This window comes from Nocardioides sp. NPDC006303 (genome assembly GCF_040613175.1).
Classification (GTDB): Bacteria; Actinomycetota; Actinomycetes; order Propionibacteriales; family Nocardioidaceae; genus Nocardioides.
The window spans coordinates 1-18,970 of the sequence record NZ_JBEXRR010000020.1 but is presented as its reverse complement, the minus strand read 5'-3'; the positions used below and the strand labels follow the sequence as shown (position 1 = coordinate 18,970).

Here is an 18,970-nt window from a genome sequence, read left to right as displayed (position 1 = left end):
TGTTTCGTATCGGACACCCACCACGCTCCGCCTCGTCGCTGTCAGAAAAGTCCCCTCTCGCTCACCGTTTTCTGTCAGTATCCTCAGTCTGCGTTCGTTTGGTCGGGAAATGAGGCCGGTTCGGCGGCATAGGCGACCATCCAGCTCGGCTCGATGGTGGCGTAGACGACACCCGGTCCCTCCCAGGTCTGCGGGTCCGAGCCGTAGAACTTGGTGAAGTAGGCGTTGTGCTCCTCGAACTCCGGCCCCTCGGAGACCACGTGCGCGGTGCCGTGGGTGAAGACGCCGATGCGCTCCCCATCGACGTGGGTCGCGCTGACTGCGGGGCGGGCGAGCATGTGCTTGGCCTTGATCGCGGTGGGAGAGGTCCCGAACAGCCAGCGACCGTGCACGAAATGGCCGTCGACGCAACTCGTCCGCGGCTCACCGCGGGCGGTCACGGTGGCCAGCACCAGCACCTTCATGCCCGTCAGCTCGGTGACGAGCTGACGGGCATTCAGGCGCTGTTGGTCGTTGACGATGCCGGTCAGATGGCCGCTCGCGCGGCCGATCGAGGCGTCCAGGAGGCGTTGCAGGTCGGCGATCTCTTCGTCTGTCTCGAGCACACGACGAGTCTCACACCGACGGCTCCGGGTTCGCTTGACCGTTCTTGCGCGACTATTCGATCGCGGCGGCGATCTCCGGCGGGATGGCGGTCGACTCCGAGCCGTCGGCAGCCACGACCACGTAGACGACCGACACGGCGCAGGCGACGTCCTCGCCCCGGCGGAACTCGAACTCGAGCGTGAAGCTCTTGGTGCCGATCCGGGTGGTGCGCACCGGCACCTGGACGCGGTCGCCGAAGCCGATACCGGCCTTCCAGTCCAGGTCGGCGTGGGCGAGCTGGACGTCGACGCCCAGCTCCTGCCAGCGGCCGTACGGCACCCCGCGGGTGTCGATGAAGTGGGTCATCGCCTCGTCGACGTAGGTGAGGTACCAGCCGTTGAACATCACCCCCTGCTGGTCGATCTCGAGGTAGCGGGGCGTGAACTCGTAGACCGTCGTCACGGCCGCTCCTTCGCGGGCAGGATCCGCCCGCTGACCTCGCCGAGAGCGATCCGGCCGCCGCCCGGCGCCGGTGCAGTGGCGGTGATGGTCACCTCGTCGCCGTCCTCCAGGAACGTACGCACCGACCCGTCGTCCAGCTTGAAGGGCTCGGCCCCCGACCAGCTGAGCTCGAGCAGCGAGCCGCGCTGGCCCGGCTCGGGGCCACTGATCGTGCCGCTGGCGAACAGGTCGCCGACGCGCAGCGAGGCGCCGTTGGCGGTCATGTGCGCGAGCATCTGCGGCGCGGTCCAGTACATGGTGGCGAACGGAGGCTCGGAGACCAGTGAACCGTTGAGCCGGACCTCGAGGGCGAGGTCGAGGGCCCAGGGCTCGAGCGCCGAGTCGTCCAGGTAGCCGGCCAGCGGAACGTCTCGTTCCGGAGGCCGAACCCGTGCTGCCTCGAGTGCGGCGAGCGGGAGGACCCACGGCGAGATCGAGGTGGCGAAGGACTTGCCGAGGAACGGGCCCAGCGGGACGTACTCCCAGGCCTGGATGTCGCGCGCCGACCAGTCGTTGAGGAGCGTGATCCCGAAGATGTGGTCGGCGGCCCCGGCGAGCGGGACCGGGTGGGCCATCTCGGAGCCGACGCCGACCACGAACCCGAGCTCGGCCTCGATGTCGAGGCGGATCGAGGGGCCGTCGACGATCCCGTCGGGCGTCTTCCGCAGCCCGGTCGGCCGGACGACGTCGGTGCCGGAGACGACCACCGTGCCGGAGCGGCCGTGGTAGCCGATCGGCAGGTGCTTCCAGTTGGGCGTCAACGGGTCGGAGTCGGGGCGGAACATCTTCCCGACGTTGGACGCGTGGTGCTCGGAGGCGTAGAAGTCGACGTAGTCGGCCACCGTGAACGGCAGCAGCAGGTCGGCGTCCTCGATCGGCACCAGGTGCGGCCTGGTCTCGGCCTCGCAGGCGGGGTCGCTGAGCAGCCTTGTCACCTCCGCGCGCACCTGCGCCCACACCTCCGGACCCGCGGTGAGCAGACCGTCGAGGCCGCCCTCGCAGTGCCCGGCCAGGTCCTCGGCCGCCGCGGCGACGTCGAGCACCAGGTCACCGATCCGCACCCCGAGTCGCGGGGTGGGATCCGTGGAGGTGCGGAAGGTGGCGTACGGAAGCGCCTCGAGGCCGAACTGACTGTTGTTGATGTCCAACCACGAGGTCACTGGCGGCCTCCCGCCCAGGTCCAGGCGTACTTGCCGTCGTCGACCGTGGCACCGGCCTCACCGACCTCCAGGGGCCGGAAGGTGTCGACCATGACCGCGAGCTCGTCGAAGAACTCCGCGCCGAGGCTGCGCTCCATCGCGCCGGGCTGCGGCCCGTGGGCGTGGCCGCCGGGGTGGAGCGTGATCGAGCCGATGCCGATCCCGGAGCCCTTGCGGGCCTCGTAGTCGCCACCGACGTAGAACATGACCTCGTCGGAGTCGACGTTGGAGTGGTAGTAGGGCACCGGCACCGCGAGCTCGTGGTAGTCGACCTTGCGGGGCACGAAGTTGCAGATCACGAAGTTGTTGCCCTCGAAGACCTGGTGGGCGGGCGGCGGCTGGTGGACCTTGCCGGTGATCGGCATGTAGTCGGCGATGTTGAAGACGTACGGGTAGAGGCAGCCGTCCCAGCCGACGACGTCGAACGGGTGGTGCGGGAGGACGTGGACCGAGCCGGCGATGCCGCCGGCGCCGGGGCCGCGGTGCTTGATGTAGACCTCAATTCCTTGGGCCTCCGCCTCGGGCGCGTCCACGGTCTGCGGGTCGGTCGGGAGCCGGAGGTCCCGCTCGCAGTACGGGGCGTGCTCGAGGAACTGGCCGAACCGGGAGAGGTAGCGCTTCGGCGGGGCGATGTGGGAGTTCGCCTCGATCGCGTAGACCCGCAGCGGAGCGTCGCCGACCGGCACCCAGCGGTGGGTGGTGGCACGCGGGATCACCACGTAGTCGCCCTCCCCCACCATCAGGTCGCCGAAGACCGTCTCGACGACGCCGGTCCCGGACTCGACGTAGACACACTCGTCACCGATCGCGTTGCGGTAGAGCGGCGAGGCCTCCCCCGCCACCGCATAGTGAAGACGTACGTCGCCGTTGCCGAGCACCAGCCGACGCCCGGTCACCGCGTCGTGACGCTTCCATTCCTCACCAGGGAAGAGGTCGTGAAGCCCGAGGTGCATCGGGCGCAGGGGGTGGTTGGGGGTGGTGCCATGGTCGGGCAGCTCCCAGATGCGTACGTCCTTCACCGCCGAGGGGATGTGGCGGTGGTAGAGCAGGGAGGAGTCCGAGGAGAACCCCTCCTCGCCCATGAGCTCTTCGTAGTAGAGATTCCCTTCTCCGTCGCGGTGTTGGGTGTGCCGCTTGGGCGGGATGTGCCCGCGCTGTTGGTAATGCGCCATACCCCGGATCGTACGTGACCTGGACCACAGCGATCACGGGGGTCGAACGTCCTGAATTCGCCCCAGGTACCTCCCGGGGCATGCCTCCCTCCCCTAGGCTCCGGAGATGCCCTCCGACACCCCCGAGACCCTCTTCGTCGCACACGCGACGGGTCGTCTCCTGCATGTCCGGGCCTGCCCCCAGCTCCTCGGCCTCGACGCCCCGATCAGGGCCACCGCCGCGCAGATCGAGACGCTGGGCACGTGCGCTTGGTGCGCCAAGGAGCTCTCCGAGGCCGGCCGGAAATACTTCGACTCCGTCGAACAGGCCGTACGCACCCTCGACCCCTCCGACGATGCTGTCCGGGCTACCGAGGCGGCGCTCGGTGACGTCGACTACGAGCTCGTCTGGGTTCCGCCTAGCTATTCGCATATCGCTGTCGGGGACAAGGAACATGCGGTTGCTTGGATCGGGCGGGGTTGTGTGATGCATGAGGATGGGCGGCTCATCGACTTCGGGTGAGTCTGGGTCGGTCTTCACCCCTTCTTGAGTGGCTGTTCTTCGGGGTTGGCCTGGGCCGCCGACCCGTTTTTGGAGGGTCTTCTCGATCTGCTCCGGCGTCAAGGACGCCCTTCGGGCGCCGGCTTCGCCGGCCGCTTCGCGGTCCTGGACTCCGGACCAGATCGAGAAAAGATTTGGCTGGCTATCGGGGCGGCGGCCGGGGTGTGGCGCAGCGGATTCTTGTTTGGGACAGGTGAGGTTGGCGGGGTGGAAGGGTGGCCCTTCGGGCCACTTACCATCCACAGATGCTAGGTCGTTCGCTCATCGCGAAACGGCCTCTGACCTGCATAAATAGATAGCCAGGTAGGTGCGAGAAGCGTAGAATCAGATCCATCACAACACCCGTTCGAAGGGAGGAAACGATGAGTCTCGAACGCGACATCAACCCGTGGGGAACCAACCCCGATGATGCGATCGACGCCGAGCTGAGCGCCATCGAATCCTCCCTCGACAAGCTCGTGACCAGAGACCCCGCCTACTGGCGCACCAGCCAGAAGAAGGACCGGCTGACACGACTCGAGAAGGTCCAGGCCAAGGTGGCCGCGTTGAAACTCCGGATCCTCGCCTCTGCCGGCGACATCGCCGAAGAGACCGGCGCCAAAGACCCCTCCGCCTGGATGCGCGCCGAACTGCTCGTCGACAAAGGCATCGCCCGGTCCCAGATCAAGCTCGCGACCAGTGTCGCGAAGTACGACCTCGTCGCCGCCCGTCTCGCTGAAGGTGTCCTCTCCCAAGACAAAGCCCGGGTGATCACCAACGCACTCGACAAGATCGAGGCAGATCCGGTCGCCAGTACCGAGGACCTGGTGTTGGCCGAAAAGCTCTTGGTCGACTACGCCACCCATTTGACCGCGAACGAGCTCCACATCGTCGGCAAGCGAATCCTGGCCGAGGTCGATCCGGCCCGGTTCGAGGACGCCGAGGCCAAGGCGTTGCTGGCTGAGGAAGAACGCGCCAACCAGAAGACTGCACTGCGGGTCTGGGACAACCACGACGGCACCATCGGGTTCGACGGCGTCCTCCCCACCTCGATCGGGATGAGATTCAAGCGACTGGTCGAGGCCTACGCCCAACCCCGCAAGCAGCAACTCGTCGCCAAGGGCGCGCCCCTGCCGCCGTGGGAACGACTGATGGGCCAAGGCTTCGCCCGGCTCCTGGAGACCATCGACCCCGCAGCGTTGCCCCGGCACGGTGGCGACGCCACCGCCATCAACGTGGTCATCAGCCTCGAGGAGCTCCGCAAGGACCTCGGCACCGCGACCCTGGGCTACGACGAAACCAACGGCACCACCATCACCGCGGCCGAAGCCCGGAGGATGGCCTGCAACGCGACCATCATCCCCTGGGTCCTCGGCGGCGACAGCGAGGTCCTCGACGCCGGTCGAGGCAGCAGGTTCTTCCAGCCCATCCAACGCAAGGCCATGCGACTCCAGCAGAAATGCTGCCAGGCCGAAGGCTGCGACATGCCACCCGAATGGTGCGACGCCCACCACCTCGAACCCTGGGCCGCCGGCGGAAAGACCAACCTGAAAGACAGCGCCCTGCTCTGCCCTCACCATCACCGTCTCGCGCACAACCCTGCCTACACCCATGAGCGACTACCCGATGGCACCATCCGGTTCACCCGCCGCCCCTAACCGGCTGCGCTGGGAGCCTCTCGACTCCACACTCGCCGTTTCCCTGCTGGCGGGGACATCTCCCCACTGTGGTGAAGGTTCCCCACGCTCCGGAGGGTGGGGAAGCTCCGCATACGTGGGGAACTCTCCGGATCAGTGGGGAACTCGTGGCCCGGCCGCACCGAACCCGACCCGGTCGAAGCCACGGCTCACTTGTGAACGGTTCACAAGGTCTCGCCCACTGCCGTAGGCGCCGACCAGGCACTGAGCCGCTCGGCGAACGACCAGCCACGGCCCCCAAGCCCGCACCCAACCGAATCCGCTGCGCCACACCCTCGCCGCCGAACCGATACAGGCCAAATCTTTCTCGATCGCGCGCCGGGTCAGGGATCGCCGGAGGCGACCGGCGAAGCCGGCGGCCGAAGGCCGTCCTTGACGCGGTGCGCGATCGAGAAACAATCGAACCAAGGGTCGGCGGCGAAACACTGAAACGAAGCCACGGCCACTTACCCGCGGCCTCTCGAGACCAAACCAGGACGACAAAGCCCGCCCACCGACCCCAACAACAGGCGGTATCCTCGAAACATGACCGCGTTGCCCGACTGGATGCACCCTCCCCGTGAGGAGGGTTGGTACTCCGAAGACCTCGACATGCTCGTCGAGGCACCGCGTCATACCGAACTCATCGACGGAGCCCTGGTCTTCAATATGTCACCGCAGCGCCGCTGGCACAGTCGGCTCGTCACGGCCCTGACCAACTCGCTGACGGCGCAGGCCCCGGACGGGTTCGAGGTGGATCGGGAGCTGACGGTGGTGCTCGACAGGCGCAATCGGCCGGAGCCGGACGTGCTGGTGAGCACGGCGCGGATCTCCGACCAGGCGTCGTTCTACGATGCCGATTCTGTGGTCCTGGTGGTCGAGGTGGTCTCGCCGGAGTCCGAGCACCGCGACCGGGCGGTGAAGCCGCAGAAGTACGCCGAGGCGGGGATCTCCCACTACTGGCGCATCGAGAACGAGGACGGCGCGCCCGCGATCCATGTCTACGAGCGCGACGACCTCACCAAGGCCTACGTCCCGATCGGGATCTTCCGCGACCGGCTCGACGTCCCGGTGCCGTTCCCGGTCAAGATCGACCTCACCGATCTGCTCCGCTGACGTCCGCCGCCGGAACCTCGGGCACCTCGCCGGGCAGCTGCTCCTGCTGGACGAGGTGGAGGTAGGAGAGGTGGCGCTCGTACTGGTCGAGGACGTCACCCATCAGCTGCTCGCGTGAGTAGCCGTTGACGTCGTAGCCCTGGGTGCCCTCGGCGAGGTGGACTTCGGCGCGGAAGTAGACGTCGCCGGTGACCCGGCCGACGGCGAAGGTCGGAGCGGGGCACGGCAGCGGGGTGACCTTGTAGACGAACGCGGGCGCGTCCTCCAGGTCGGTGTGGATCTGGACGCCGGCGACGCCGCGTACGGCCTTGGTCTCGGTCACCACCGACGTCAGCCCGTGTGAGGACAGCTCGGCGGCGACCTCGTCGAGGACCGGCTTCGCGACCGTGCCGATGAATCGCTCGGTGTCCCTGGCGGTGGGATAGGTGACCGAGCGGCGCAACCGCTGCGCGAGCGAAGGACGTACGCCGCCCTCGCCCGCGCCGGCGAGGCGGGCCGAGGAGATCGCGCCCGGGAACGAGTAGCGTGCGCTCGCGGTCTTGAACGACTCCAGCCGTAGCGAGCGGTGGAGTCCCACGGCGACCAGGGCTAGCACGATCGAGAAGGGCAGCCCCATGATGATCGTCGCGTTGGTCAGCGTGGTCAGCCACGCATCACCGCCGGCGAACATCAGAGCGAGGGTCAGCGCGCCGATCGCGACCGACCAGAAGATCCGCACCGGGATCGAGCAGTCCGCCATCGGGTGCGGCAGCCGCGAGGTGAAGTTGCCCATCACCAGCGCGCCCGAGTCGGCCGAGGTGACGTAGTAGAGGAAGCCGGTCATGGTGGCGAGCGCGACCAGCGCGATCGCCCCCGGGTAGTTGTCGAGGAAGGCGTAGAAGCCCTGCGCGTAGTTGGCGTTGGTCAGTTCGCCGAACTCGGCGTCGCCGCCGCGGATACGGCCGAGCGCGCTGTTGCCGAAGATCGAGACCCACAGCAGGATGAACCCGAACGGGATCATCATCACGCCGACCAGGAACTGCCGGATCGTCCGACCGCGCGAGATCCGCGCCAGGAACAACCCGACGAACGGCGACCAGGCCACCCACCAGGCCCAGAAGAAGAGCGTCCACAGGTTCTTCCAGACGCCGACGTCGGGGTTCTCGACGGTGTCGTACGGCATCGTGTCGAAGCTCATCCCGGGCAGGTGCACGAGATAGTCGCCGAGGTTCATCACCAGCGAATTGAGCAGGAACGCGGTGTTGTCGGAGAAGAGCACGTAGAGCATCAGCGCCAGCGAGAGCAGCACGTTGAGCTCGGAGAGCCGGCGGATGCCCTTGTCGACCCCGGAGACGGCCGAGATCGTGCCGAGGAGCACCGCGACCACGACCAGGCCGACCTGCGCGCCACGGCCCTCGGGGATGCCGAAGAGAACGTTGAGACCCGCGTTGAGCAGGGCGATCGAGATGCCGAGCGAGGTGGCGATGCCGAAGATGGTGCCGAGCACCGCGGCCATGTCGATGCCGTCACCGAACCGCCCGTGGACCCGCTTGCCGAAGATCGGGTAGAGCGCGGAACGGATCGAGAGCGGCAGCCCATGGCGGAAGGAGAAGTAGCCCAGCGCCATGCCCATGACGGCGTACATCGCCCATCCGGACAGGCCGTAGTGGAACAGCGTCCAGCCCACCGCCTGCTCGGCGGCGGCGATGGTGCCGCCCTCGCCGGTCGGCGGGGTGAGGTACTGCGAGACGGGCTCGGCGACCGAGTAGAACATCAGGTCGGCGCCGATCCCGGCCGCGAAGAGCATCGCCGTCCAGGTGAACATCGAATACTCCGGCCGGGACTCCTCCGGGCCGAGCCGGATCCGCCCGTAGCGGGACAGACAGATGAACAGCACGAACGCGATCAGCGCAGCGGCGAGCGCGAAGTACCACCAGCCGAAGTACGTCGAGATCCACCCCACGACGCGCCCGATCGCGGCGCCAGAGGCGTCCGGCGCGAGCAGCGTGAAGAGCGTGAACGCGACCACCACCCCGGCGGAGCCGAAGAAGACGGTCTTGTTCAGCTCCGGCTTCGTCGTCGGGATGTCGTCTGGGTCTGCTGCGGGTTCACCCAGGGGCGTGCGCGACGGGTCGGTTGTCTCCGGCATGAGCTGTCTCCTCCGGTTGGGGTGCCCGGCAGGCTAGTCCACCCGGTGCCGGTTCGGGTCACGATTGGATTTCAGGACTGGTTGCGCGGGTCCCCCGCAGGCCACAGCGGCGAGTCGTCCCGATGGCGGTAGTAGGGAACATCGGAGGGCGCCAGCGGGGTGTTGCCGGCGATCAGGTCGGCCGCCTTCTCCGCGACCATCATCACGGGCGCGTAGATGTTGCCGTTGGTGACGTACGGGAAGACGCTCGCGTCCACGACCCGTAGGCCTTCGGTGCCGTGCACCTTCATCGAGGTGGGGTCGGTGACGGCCATCTCGCCGGTCCCCATCGCGGCTGTACAGGACGGGTGCAGCGCGGTCTCGGCGTCCTTGCGGACCCACTCGAGGATCTCCTCGTCGGTCTCCACGCTCGGCCCCGGGGACATCTCGCCGGCGTTGAACGGCGCGAACGCAGGCTGGTTGAGGATGTCGCGCGCCACCCGGACCGCCTCCACCCATTCCTTCCGGTCCGTGGCGGTGGAGAGGTAGTTGAAGAGCATCGATGGCTTCTGCATCGGGTCGGCGCTCTTGATCCGCACGTGCCCGCGGGTGTCGGCGTACATCGGGCCGATGTGCACCTGGTATCCGTGCTGGCCCTTCTCCTGGCCGGGCGCCATCGACCCGTCGTAGCGGATCGCGATGGGCAGGAAGTGGAACATCAGGTTGGGCCAGTCCACGTCCTCGTTGGACCGTGCGAACCCGCCGCCCTCGAAGTGGTTGGTCGCGCCCAGGCCCTTCTTCTGGAAGAGCCACTGCCAGGCGATCTTGGGCCGCTGGTGCCACACCAGACCGGGCGCGATCGAGACCGGCTGCTTGGAGGCGTACTGGATGTAGACCTCGAGGTGGTCCTGGAGGTTCTCCCCCACGCCGGGAAGGTTGTGCACGACGTCGATCCCGTGCTGCCGCAGCAGCGACTCCTCCCCCACGCCCGAGAGCTGGAGGAGCTGGGGCGTGTTGATCGCGCCGCCGCAGCAGATCACCTCGGCGGCGCTGACGGTGTGCTCCCGGCGCGCCCGGCCGACACCGCGTACGTAGTCCACGCCGGTCGCCCGCGGGACGTCACCGGAGGTGTCGAAACGGATCTTGGTGGCGTACGCGAAGGTCTCGACGTCGAGGTTGGGGCGGTTCATCACCGGGTGCAGGTAGGCCCGGGCGGCCGACCAGCGGCGCCCGTCCTTCACGTTGCGGTCGAAGGGGGCGAACCCCTCCTGGCGGTAGCCGTTGACGTCGTCGGTCAGCGGGTAGCCAGCCTCTTGGGCGGCCTCGAAGAACGCCGAGAAGAGCGGGTTGGAGGCGGGACCGCGCTCGAGGTGGAGCGGCCCGGAGCCGCCGCGCCACTGGTCGGCGCCGGAGGTGCCGTCCTCAAGGAAGCGGCTCTCCATGCGCTTGAAGTAGGGCAGGCAGTGGCGGTAGTCCCAGGTCTCCATGCCGGGGTCGGCCGCCCAGCGCTCGTAGTCCATCGGGTTGCCGCGCTGGAAGATCATCCCGTTGATCGAGCTCGAGCCGCCGAGCACCTTGCCGCGCGCGTGGTAGACCTTCCGGCCACCGAGGTGAGGCTCAGGATCGGTCTCGTAGCCCCAGTCGTAGAGCTTCGAGCCGATCGGGAACGGCAGCGCCGCGGGCATGTGGATGAACGGGTCGATCTTGAAGTCGCTGTGACCGGCCTCGAGGACCAGAACCTTCGTGGACGGGTCGGCGCTGAGCCGGTTGGCGAGCGCGGAGCCGGCCGAGCCACCGCCGACGATCACGTAGTCATAGGTCTGGGTCATCGTCTTCACTTCTCCTCGGCGGTGCTTGTCTTCTGGGAGGTCGGGGCGAACCAGTGCTGCGGGCTCGGGTCGATGTTGTGCCAGATGTGCTTGGTCTCGCGGTACTCCTCCAGCCCGGCCTGGCCGAGCTCGCGCCCGATCCCGGACTGCTTGTAGCCGCCCCACTCGGCCTGGGCCACGTAGGGGTGGTAGTCGTTGATCCAGACCGTGCCCATCCGGAGCCTGGCGGCGACCCGCTCGGCGCGACCGGCGTCGGAGGTCCACACCGCGCCGGCGAGGCCGTAGATGGAGTCGTTGGCGATGCGGACGGCGTCGTCCTCGTCGGTGAAGGTCTCCACGGTCAGAACCGGTCCGAAGGACTCGTCCTGGGTGACGGACATGTCGGTGGTGCAGTCGTCGAGGATCGTCGGCAGGTAGTAGAAGCCGTCGGCGAGCGCGGGGTCGTCGGGGCGCTTGCCACCGGTGCGGAGGGTGGCACCCTCGGCGAGACCCTTCGCGACGTACGCCTCCACCTTGTCGCGGTGGGCGCTGCTGGTCAGCGGGCCGGTCTCGGCCCTCTCGTCGAAGGGGCCGCCGAGACGGATCTGCTCGGCCCGAGCGACCAGCTCGTCGACGAAGCTGTCCTTGATCGACTCCTCGATGATCAGCCGCGCGCCGGCGGAGCAGACCTGGCCGGAGTGCAGGAAGACGGCGGTCAGCGCGAAGTCGAGCGCGGTCTCGCGGTCGGAGTCGGCGAAGACGATGTTGGGGTTCTTGCCGCCGAGCTCGAGGGCCACCTTCTTCACCGTCGCCGCGGCGTTGGCCATCAGCCGCTTGCCGGTGGCCAGGCCACCGGTGAAGGAGACCAGGTCGACGCGGGGGTCCTCGGACAATGGGGCGCCGGCGGTCGGACCCTCGCCGAGAACCAGGTTGGCGACACCAGCCGGCAGGCCGGCCTCCTCGAGCACCTTCATCAGATGAATCGCACTGTGCGGCGTGATCTCGCTGGGCTTGAGCACGAACGTGTTGCCCGCGGCCAGGCACGGCGCCACCTTCCAGGCGACCTGCAGCAGCGGATAGTTCCACGGGGTGATCAGCCCGCAGACCCCGATCGGCTCGTGCACGATCCGGCTCTTCACAGCAGGGTTGCCGCTGTCGATCACGCGCCCGGCGTCCTCGGTGGCGACGTGCCCGAAGTGGCGGAACACCGAGACCACGTCGGCGACGTCGTACTCGCTCTCGACCAGCCGCTTCCCGGTGTCGAGCGACTCCGCCCGGGCGATGACCGCGGTGTCCCGTTCGAGGAGATCGGCGACCCTCAGCAGCAGGTCGCCCCGCTCCCGCGCCGGCGTCGCCGGCCACTCGCCACTGTCGAAGGCATTCCGCGCCGCGGCGATCGCGGCCCGGGTGTCCTCGGCTCCAGCCTCCGCAACGGTTCCGACGACCGCGCCGTCGGCGGGACAGCGGATCTCCCGCTGCTCGCCCGACTGTGCAGGCAACCAGCGCCCGTCGATGTAGATCTGGCTCATGCAACCTCCGACGTCGGGTTGCTCAACAGGCAACCGCGGGTGAATTGCAAATGATCCTGCGCCGACTGAAGGGCCAGGTCAAGGGCTGGGAGGACAAAGTTGTTGCAGGTGGTACAAATTTGTTGCAGCTGATACAAATGGCTTCGGCAGTTGTTACAGTCGCCGCATGACGACCGCTGGTACCGCGCCCGCGAAAGATCCACAGCGCCGCGCTGCCTGGGCCGAGCTGGCGACCGACTACGTCCACGAGCACGGACTGATCGGCCTGAGCCTGCGCCCGCTCGCCGCCGAGCTGGGCACCAGCAACCGGGTCCTGCTCTACCACTTCGGCACCAAGGACCAGTTGGTCGCCGATGTGCTCCGCACATCCAACAAGCGGTCGGTCGCCGAGGTAGCCGGGCTCGAGCCCTCCAAGGACCTGCGATCCGCTGTCTATGACCTCTGGGCGGTGATGGAGGGTGACCGGTGCAGCCGGATCTATGTGGAGGCGGCCGCACTCGGTCTCTTCGGCAGGGAGCCGTACGTCTCGGCGGTCCGCGAAGCCAACACACTGTGGATGGGCGTTCTCATCGCGCATCTGAACAAGTCCGGAGTGGGTCCCGCCGTCGCCGAACGGGCAGCCCACGTCATCGACGCCGCCTTCATGGGCTTCCAGCTCAGCCTGGGTCCCGACGGCAGCCTCCCGGAGCGCGCCCAGTCCGTCGACGATCTGGCGGACGCCGTCGCCGCTCTGGCCTGATCGGCGCGACCGCGACGCGGATCGCTCCAGTCGATGTCACACCGCCGGGTCCTGGACAGAGATCGAACCCCGATCGCTTGATTTCGCGACGCTGCGGCGCCGACGCCGTTAGCCTCGATGGTTGACCGAGTTGGCCGCTGATGGAGGCATGCGCATGATTCGTTCGGGCTCTATCCAAATTCTGACAACGGCGTTGGCAGTCGGCGTCGCCACGATGCTCATCGCCACTTCGACGACGACATCCGCCGCAGCTCAACCCCGGGCCGAACACCTGGGCAAGGCCGAGACCCCAGTGCCCGGCCTGGTGCCGAAGCCGCTCCAGGTGAGCGCCAAGGGCGGTCCCGGTTTCGTCCTGACCGAGCAGTCGCGGATCGTCGCCCGCGGCACTGACGCCGACGAGGTCGGTGCCCTCATGGCCGCCGAACTGCGCCCGGCGACCGGCTTCGACCTCCCGGTCGTCACCGGCAGGCCGACCCCTCGCGATGTCGTCCTGACCGTCGACCCCGGGGCCGGGTTCGGCGAGGTCGGGGGCAACCCGGAGGCGTACAAGATCTCCTCGACGGCCAACGGGGTCAGGGTCACCGGGGCGAGTCGCCACGGGCTGTTCAACGGTACCCAGACGCTTCGGCAGCTTCTGCCGGCGTTCGCCGCGTCTCCCTCGCGCGTCAACAAGACGTGGACGGTGCCAGCGGTCTCGATCCTGGACGCGCCGCGATTCAGCTATCGCGGACTCATGCTCGATGTTGCCCGCTCGTTCCTCGAGGTCGACGAGGTAAAGCAGGTCATCGACGCCGCGGCGGCGGCCAAGATCTCGGTGCTGCACATGCACCTGGCCGACGACCAGGGATGGCGGATCGACATCACCAACTCCGGTCGGACGGCGGGTGACGACATCGACTACACGGCGCTGACCCGGGTCTCGGGAGCGACCGCGGTGCTCGGCAACCCGTATCAGAGCGCCGACGGTCACACCGGGTTCTACACCCAGGACGACTACCGCTCGCTGGTGCGGTATGCCGCCGAGCGCGAGATCGAGATCATCCCCGAGATCGACATCCCTGGCCACACGAATGCCGCCCTGGCCTCGATCCCGCAGCTCAACACCGCCGGGTCGAGCCACCCGGCGACCGAGGACGAGCCGGTCGCGCCACACAACGGGACCATCGACGTCGGCTACTCCTACCTCGATCCGACCTCCGAGGTGACCTACACCTTCATCGAGCACGTCTTCTCGCAGCTCGCTGCGCTCACGCCGTCCGAGTTCCTGCACGTCGGCGGCGACGAGTCGCATGCGATGACGCAGCGCTATGGCCACGCCGGCTACGTGGCGTTCGTCGAGCGGGCGCTCGCGATCGTCCACGGACTCGGTAAGAAGACGATCGGCTGGAACGAGTACGCCGAATCCGGGCTCACCGCGGGTGACGGTGTTCAGTACTGGGCCGGCACGACCGAGCACGCGAAACGCGCCGTCATCGAGGACGGCGCCAAGCTGCTCGTCTCGCCGGGCAACATGTCCTACCTCGACATGAAGTATCACCCGAAGACGCCGATCGGGCTCTCTTGGGCGTGCTCCGGCGACTGCGACGTCGCGCACTACTACGACTGGAGCCCGCAGGAGGTCATCGCGGGCGTCGGGGACGAGCACATCCTCGGCACCGAGGCGCCGCTGTGGTCCGAGACGATCCGGGGCGTCGATCAGGCCGAGTTCATGATCTTCCCGCGCATCCTCGCGCACGGGGAGACCGGCTGGACCGCCGAGTCGCTGCGCTCGCCGTCGGACTTCGCGGCGCGGCTCGCCTCCGTCGGTCCGCGACTGGCCGCTGCCGGCACCAACTTCTACGACGGGCCGCAGATCGCCTGGTCGACCGAGTTGGCCGGAACCGATGCTGCGCTGTCGGTCGGATCGGCCGGATCGGTGTCGGTCGGACTGCTCGCCGCCCCCGGGACCAAGACGGACGGGACCGCGGTCACCGTCGACGACGTCGACGACGCGGACAGCACCGGTGGCTCGTCGCTGACCGCACCGCTCACGGCGACGGTCGACTTCGGGGACGGGTCGGCTCCGGTCCCCGCACGGTTCACCGTGTCTGAACCCCGGGATTCGCTTCACGCTGCCGGGGTCTATGCGGTGACGGCCGCTCATGCGTACGACTCCCCGGGGACGTATCGCGGCACGATCACGGCCTCCGACGGCTCGAGGGCGAGGTTCACCATCACGGTTTCCTGACCGAGTGGAGGTCGTGAAGCCGAGAGTGACCTATGGCTCACTCTCGGCTTCACAACCGCCCGATGTCACAGACCTCGCTGGACCGGTGTCCTTGGGGTATGAGCAACCAAGGAACCTTCAGCAGGAGCCGGGTCGTGGTCATCGGCGGCGGATATGCCGGTGTGATGGCCGCCAACCGGCTCACCAAGCGCGACGACATCGCCATCACCCTGGTCAACTCGCGCGACCACTTCGTCGAGCGGATCCGGCTGCACCAGCTGGTCGCCGGTTCGTCCGAGGCGGTGGTCGCCTACGCCGACATCCTGAGTCCGCGGGTCCGTCTGCACGTCGGCACGGTGAGTGCCATCGATGCCGCCGCGCGGACGGTCGCGTTCGAGGACGGGGAGGAGGTGGCGTACGACTATCTGGTCTACGCCGTCGGCAGCACGGGCGAGACGCAGGTGGCGGGAGCGCAGGAGCATGCCTTCGGCATCTCGACCTACGAGGAGGCGACCCGGCTGAAGGCGGCGCTGGAGACGACGCCGGCCGACGCGCCGGTGGTCGTCGTCGGCGGCGGACCGACCGGCATCGAGGTCTCCTCCGAGCTCGCCGAGGCGGGCCGGAACGTGTCTCTGATCTGCGGCGACAGGCTCGGCCCGTGGCTGCACGAGAAGGGCCGCGCCGATGCCGAGCGCGCCCTGCGGCGGCTCGGCGTCGGCATCGTCGAGGGTGCCCGGGTGGCAGAGGTGCTGGACGGCCGCGTACGTCTCGACAACGGCCGCGAGCTGAGCAGCTCGGTGACGATCTGGACCGCCGGGTTCACCACTCCGGACCTGGCGCGCCGCAGCGGGCTCTCCACCGACGAGGTCGGCCGGCTGGTCACCGACGAGACGCTGACCAGCATCGACGACGACCGGATCGTCGCGACCGGAGATGCCTCGGCGCCCTCGCGACTGGCGTACCGGATGAGCTGCCAGGCCGCCAACCAGCTCGGGCCGCTGGCCGCGGAGACGGTGCTGAGCCGGCTCGCCGGCGCCACGCCCGAACCGATCAGCATCGGCTTCGTGGGACAGTGCATCAGCATCGGACGCGGGCTCGGCCTGGTGAACTTCGCCCGCCGCGACGACTCGGCCGTGGGCGCCCGCCTCCGCGGAATGCCCGCGGCGAAGGTGAAGGAGATCGTCTGCCGCAGCACGGTCTGGGCTCTGGGGATGGAGGCGCGTCACCCGGGCTCCGCGATCGGATTCAAGGACGGGTCGCGCGCCGCACGCGTCCAGGCGGCAGCGGCCACACCACTGGTCCGGGAGCCCAGCCTGTGAGTCTCGCCGTCACCGTCGTCGCCTGGCTCCTGGCCGCGCTCCTGCTCGTCGTCGGGGTGGCCCATCTGTTCACCCCGAGCAAGGTGGAGCCGCTCGTTCCGGAGTGGTGGCCGGCCAAGCGGCTGACGGTGTACGCCTCCGGGGTCGCCGAGGTGGTGATCGGGATCGGCCTGCTGGTCCCGGCCATCCGCCCCTGGGCGGCCGGCGTGGCGGTGCTGATGTTCCTCGCCTACACGCTCGTCCACCTCGACGACCTCCGCCACGCCGCCGGTGCCTCCCGCCTCAGCGACACCACCGGCGGCGTCGTCACCCGGGGCTTCGTCAACCTCGCATACGCCGGGCTGGCCCTCTTCGTCTGCCTCGGCTGAGCCTTCGGGAGGAGTTCAGGCAGGGGACGTACGACGGTTGCCACGGGATCACGCGGTCCGGCCAGGTTGAGGGCCACCCTCACCGAAAGAGATCCTGATGCGTACCTTCGTCCGTTCGCTGACCGCGGTGCTCGCCGCGGCGGCATTCCTCTCCCCCACCGCCGCCACGGCGAGCACGACCGAATCCACACGGCCCTCCGCCGAGCTCGGTACGCCGCACGCGCAGGCGCATGCCCACAACGACTACGAGCACGAGCGTCCGCTGCTCGACGCCCTGGAGCACGGCTTCACGAGCGTCGAGGCCGACGTGTGGCTGGTCGACGGCGAGCTCCTGGTGGCGCACGACGCGGAGGACCTCGACCCGGCGCGGACGCTGGAGCGTCTCTACCTCGCTCCGCTCAAGAAGCTCGTCAGGGGCAAGGGACGCGACGTCTACCCGGGCTACGACGGGACCTTCCAGCTCCTGATCGACATCAAGAACACCGGCGAGGCGACCTACGCGGCGATCGAGAAGGAGCTCGGAGACTACGAGGAGCTCTTCACCCGTTACGAGAACGGCACCGTCAAGGAGGGTCCGGTCGAGGCGGTCATCAGCGGTGACCGGCCGCTGGAGACGATGCGGAGCGCGACCGAGCGGTTCAGCTTCTACGACGGCCGGATGAGTGACCTCCGCTCCGGCATGCCCGCCTCGCTGATGCCGCTGGTCAGCGACAACTGGACCAAGGTGTTCGTCTGGCAGGGCATCGGCCCGATGCCGGAGACCGAGCGCCGCAAGCTCCACGAGATCGTCGACCACGCTCACACCCAGGGTTACCGGGTGCGCTTCTGGGCGACGCCGGACACCGACGGCGCCGCGCGTGAGGCGGTCTGGACCGAGCTGCTCGCAGCCGGGGTCGACCACATCAACACCGACGACCTCGAGGATCTGGACGCCTTCCTGACCGCCAACGACTAGGCATCGCCCGGTTGATGTCACAGTCGAGGGCGCGGTCTCGTCCCAAGGGTGGAAGATGTTGACCCGAGGGAGGACGACCGTGACACCTGAGACCGAGATCGAGTTCGAGGAGCTGCGACCGCTGCTGTTCTCGATCGCCTACCGGATCCTCGGCAGCGTGACCGAGGCGGAGGACGCGGTGCAGGAGACCTGGCTCCGACTGGAGGGGACCTCGACGCAGCCCGACTCGCTCAAGGCCTACCTGTCGACCGTGGTCACCCGGATCTCCCTGGACGTGCTGCGCTCCGCGCGCGTGCGGCGGGAGACGTACGTCGGGCCGTGGTTCCCCGAGCCGCTGCCGACCGACACCCACGTCGATGACCATGCGGGTCTCTACGCCAGCCCGGAGCGCGCGACGGAGCTGGCCGACTCGGTGTCGATGGCGGCGCTGCTGCTGCTCGAGCGGCTCAGCCCGCTGGAGCGGGCGGTCTTCGTGCTGCGCGAGGTCTTCCACTTCGGCTTCGCCGACATCGCCGCGGCGGTCGACCGTTCCGAGTCCGCCTGCCGTCAGCTCGCCTCCCGGGCGCGGCGACACATGGACGAGGGCAAGCCGCGGTTCGAGGCCGACCGGCGCAAGCGCGTCGAGCTCTCCAGCCGGTTCTTCGAGGCGCTGCGCGACGGTGACCTGGACCAGCTCCAGGCACTGCTGGCGGCCGATGTGGAGACCGTCAACGACGGTGGTGGTGTCGCCGGTGGCGCCGGCGGCCGGTTCGGTGCGGAGAAGGCCGCGCGCATCCTGATCGCGGCGGTGCCGCCCCTGCTCGCCATCGGTGCTCGCCTGGAGCAGCGCGAGCTCAACGGCGAGCCGGGCGCCATCCTGCGCGACGCCGACGGTGCCATCCTCGGCACCTGGACCCTCGACATCCTCGACGGCCAGATCCAGCGGATCCGCTCGGTCACCAACCCGGAGAAGCTGGGCCACCTGGGCCCGGTCGCCGACCTGAAGGACGTCGTACGCCGCCGCAACCGCCACCGTCGCGGGCACTGACGCCGCTGGTCGAGCCGCGAGGCCGCCTGCGGCCGAGCGTGTCGAGACCAACACGGTCCCATCGGTGCCTGACGTACCGCGGGTGTGCCGATCGTGGTCGGGTAGCCCGGGGAGTCTGCGGCCCCACGGAGCGCGTTCTGCAC

The 18,970-nt window shown here is 68.5% G+C and carries 16 protein-coding genes; 9 read left to right on the top strand and 7 right to left on the bottom strand.

From position 1 onward, the window contains the following. Positions 1-83: 83 nt before the first annotated feature. Genes ABZY89_RS16430 through ABZY89_RS16415 form a run of 4 tightly spaced genes read right to left on the bottom strand, consistent with a single transcriptional unit; the run spans position 84 to position 3,457 of the window. Positions 84-605, bottom strand: a complete 522-nt coding sequence (locus ABZY89_RS16430; protein ID WP_355228845.1) for a pyridoxamine 5'-phosphate oxidase family protein — start codon at positions 603-605, stop codon at positions 84-86. Between the two features lie 52 nt (positions 606-657). Further along, a complete protein-coding gene (locus ABZY89_RS16425; protein WP_355228843.1) occupies positions 658-1,047 on the bottom strand; it encodes an acyl-CoA thioesterase in 390 nt (129 codons plus the stop codon). Then, on the bottom strand, positions 1,044-2,246 hold the full coding sequence (gene fahA / locus ABZY89_RS16420; RefSeq protein WP_355228842.1) for a fumarylacetoacetase: 1,203 nt from the start codon (positions 2,244-2,246) through the stop codon (positions 1,044-1,046). The genes ABZY89_RS16425 and fahA overlap by 4 nt, the downstream gene beginning before the upstream one ends. Beyond that, positions 2,243-3,457, bottom strand: coding sequence for a cupin domain-containing protein (locus ABZY89_RS16415; protein WP_355228840.1), 1,215 nt, complete (start codon positions 3,455-3,457; stop codon positions 2,243-2,245). Before ABZY89_RS16415 ends, fahA begins: the two co-directional genes overlap by 4 nt. A 106-nt stretch (positions 3,458-3,563) precedes the next feature. On the opposite strand from ABZY89_RS16415, the gene ABZY89_RS16410 reads away from it, so the two are divergent. The 3 genes from ABZY89_RS16410 to ABZY89_RS16400 all read left to right on the top strand — a co-directional run bounded on the left by ABZY89_RS16410 (position 3,564) and on the right by ABZY89_RS16400 (position 6,769). Continuing rightward, entirely contained in the window at positions 3,564-3,959 is a 396-nt protein-coding gene (locus ABZY89_RS16410) for a hypothetical protein (RefSeq protein ID WP_160024036.1), read from the top strand. A 401-nt stretch (positions 3,960-4,360) separates the two neighbouring features. Next, positions 4,361-5,635, top strand: a complete 1,275-nt coding sequence (locus ABZY89_RS16405; RefSeq protein ID WP_355228838.1) for a DUF222 domain-containing protein — start codon at positions 4,361-4,363, stop codon at positions 5,633-5,635. 564 nt (positions 5,636-6,199) lie between these two features. Further along, positions 6,200-6,769, top strand: a complete 570-nt coding sequence (locus ABZY89_RS16400) for a Uma2 family endonuclease (RefSeq protein ID WP_355228836.1) — start codon at positions 6,200-6,202, stop codon at positions 6,767-6,769. On the opposite strand, the gene betT is transcribed toward ABZY89_RS16400, so the two are convergent. The 3 genes from betT to ABZY89_RS16385 form a co-directional block, all read right to left on the bottom strand. Then, positions 6,750-8,897, bottom strand: a complete 2,148-nt coding sequence (gene betT, locus ABZY89_RS16395; RefSeq protein ID WP_355228834.1) for a choline BCCT transporter BetT — start codon at positions 8,895-8,897, stop codon at positions 6,750-6,752. The two genes, ABZY89_RS16400 and betT, sit on opposite strands and share 20 nt — an antisense overlap. A gap of 71 nt (positions 8,898-8,968) precedes the next feature. Continuing rightward, complete coding sequence (betA, locus tag ABZY89_RS16390) at positions 8,969-10,705, bottom strand: choline dehydrogenase (RefSeq protein WP_355228832.1); 1,737 nt, start codon at positions 10,703-10,705, stop codon at positions 8,969-8,971. 5 nt (positions 10,706-10,710) lie between these two features. Further along, positions 10,711-12,213 (bottom strand): aldehyde dehydrogenase family protein, encoded by a 1,503-nt coding sequence (locus ABZY89_RS16385; protein ID WP_355228830.1) that lies wholly within the window; start codon positions 12,211-12,213, stop codon positions 10,711-10,713. Between the two features lie 166 nt (positions 12,214-12,379). Here ABZY89_RS16385 and ABZY89_RS16380 point away from each other — a divergent pair, with 166 nt between their 5' ends. The 6 genes from ABZY89_RS16380 (at position 12,380) to ABZY89_RS16355 (ending at position 18,827) form a co-directional block, all read left to right on the top strand. Then, positions 12,380-12,952: a TetR/AcrR family transcriptional regulator gene (locus ABZY89_RS16380; RefSeq protein WP_355228828.1), complete on the top strand. Its 573-nt coding sequence runs from the start codon at positions 12,380-12,382 to the stop codon at positions 12,950-12,952. A gap of 214 nt (positions 12,953-13,166) precedes the next feature. Continuing rightward, positions 13,167-15,179, top strand: coding sequence for a family 20 glycosylhydrolase (locus ABZY89_RS16375; protein ID WP_355228826.1), 2,013 nt, complete (start codon positions 13,167-13,169; stop codon positions 15,177-15,179). Positions 15,180-15,277: 98 nt separating this feature from the next. After that, on the top strand, positions 15,278-16,477 hold the full coding sequence (locus tag ABZY89_RS16370) for an FAD-dependent oxidoreductase (protein WP_355228824.1): 1,200 nt from the start codon (positions 15,278-15,280) through the stop codon (positions 16,475-16,477). Further along, positions 16,474-16,845, top strand: a complete 372-nt coding sequence (locus ABZY89_RS16365; RefSeq protein WP_355228823.1) for a MauE/DoxX family redox-associated membrane protein — start codon at positions 16,474-16,476, stop codon at positions 16,843-16,845. Before ABZY89_RS16370 ends, ABZY89_RS16365 begins: the two co-directional genes overlap by 4 nt. A gap of 97 nt (positions 16,846-16,942) precedes the next feature. Beyond that, complete coding sequence (locus tag ABZY89_RS16360; protein ID WP_355228821.1) at positions 16,943-17,800, top strand: phosphatidylinositol-specific phospholipase C/glycerophosphodiester phosphodiesterase family protein; 858 nt, start codon at positions 16,943-16,945, stop codon at positions 17,798-17,800. Between the two features lie 79 nt (positions 17,801-17,879). Next, complete coding sequence (locus ABZY89_RS16355) at positions 17,880-18,827, top strand: RNA polymerase sigma-70 factor (protein WP_355228819.1); 948 nt, start codon at positions 17,880-17,882, stop codon at positions 18,825-18,827. The last annotated feature ends 143 nt before the right edge of the window (positions 18,828-18,970 follow it).